This is a genomic window from Geoalkalibacter ferrihydriticus DSM 17813 (genome assembly GCF_000820505.1).
GTDB classification, from domain to species: domain Bacteria; phylum Desulfobacterota; class Desulfuromonadia; order Desulfuromonadales; family Geoalkalibacteraceae; genus Geoalkalibacter; species Geoalkalibacter ferrihydriticus.
In genome coordinates this window covers 1-584 of the sequence record NZ_JWJD01000022.1, presented here as the reverse complement: position 1 = coordinate 584, position 584 = coordinate 1, and the positions used below count along the sequence as shown (strand labels likewise).

Here is a 584-nt window from a genome sequence, read left to right as displayed (position 1 = left end):
CCCCACGCCCCATCAGCGTCACCGCTGACGAGAAAACCAAGGTCTACGGCAACGCCGATCCGGCGCTGACCTATACCATCAACAGCGGCAGTCTTGTCGGTAACGATAGTCTTGGGGCGCTGATCCGTGCCCCAGGTGAAAACGTCGGCAACTACCTTATCGACGCCTCGGTACTGGAAAACGGCAACTACCTGATCACTGCCAACAACGGCGCGTTGAGCATCACCCAGCGCCCCATCACCGTCACCGCCGATGATCAGTCCAAAGTCTACGGCAACGCCGATCCNTACCTGATCACTGCCAACAACGGCGCGTTGAGCATCACCCAGCGCCCCATCACCGTCACCGCCGATGATCAGTCCAAAGTCTACGGCAACGCCGATCCGGCGCTGACCTATACCATCAACAGCGGCAGTCTTGTCGGTAACGATAGTCTTGGGGCACTCACGCGAGCTGAAGGGGAAAACGTCGGCAGCTACCTTATCAACGCCTCGGTGTTGGAAAACGGCAACTACTTGATTACTGCCAACAACGGCGCGTTGAGCATCACCCCGCGCCCCATCACGATTGTCGCCGACGACAAG

General features: G+C 58.7%; 1 protein-coding gene. It reads left to right on the top strand.

Annotated elements, in window-relative coordinates; translation table 11 throughout:
- Positions 1-11 precede the first annotated feature (11 nt).
- Positions 12-584, top strand: a 573-nt coding sequence (locus tag GFER_RS19060) for an MBG domain-containing protein (RefSeq protein ID WP_459542352.1), incomplete at its 3' end; no start/stop codon positions are given.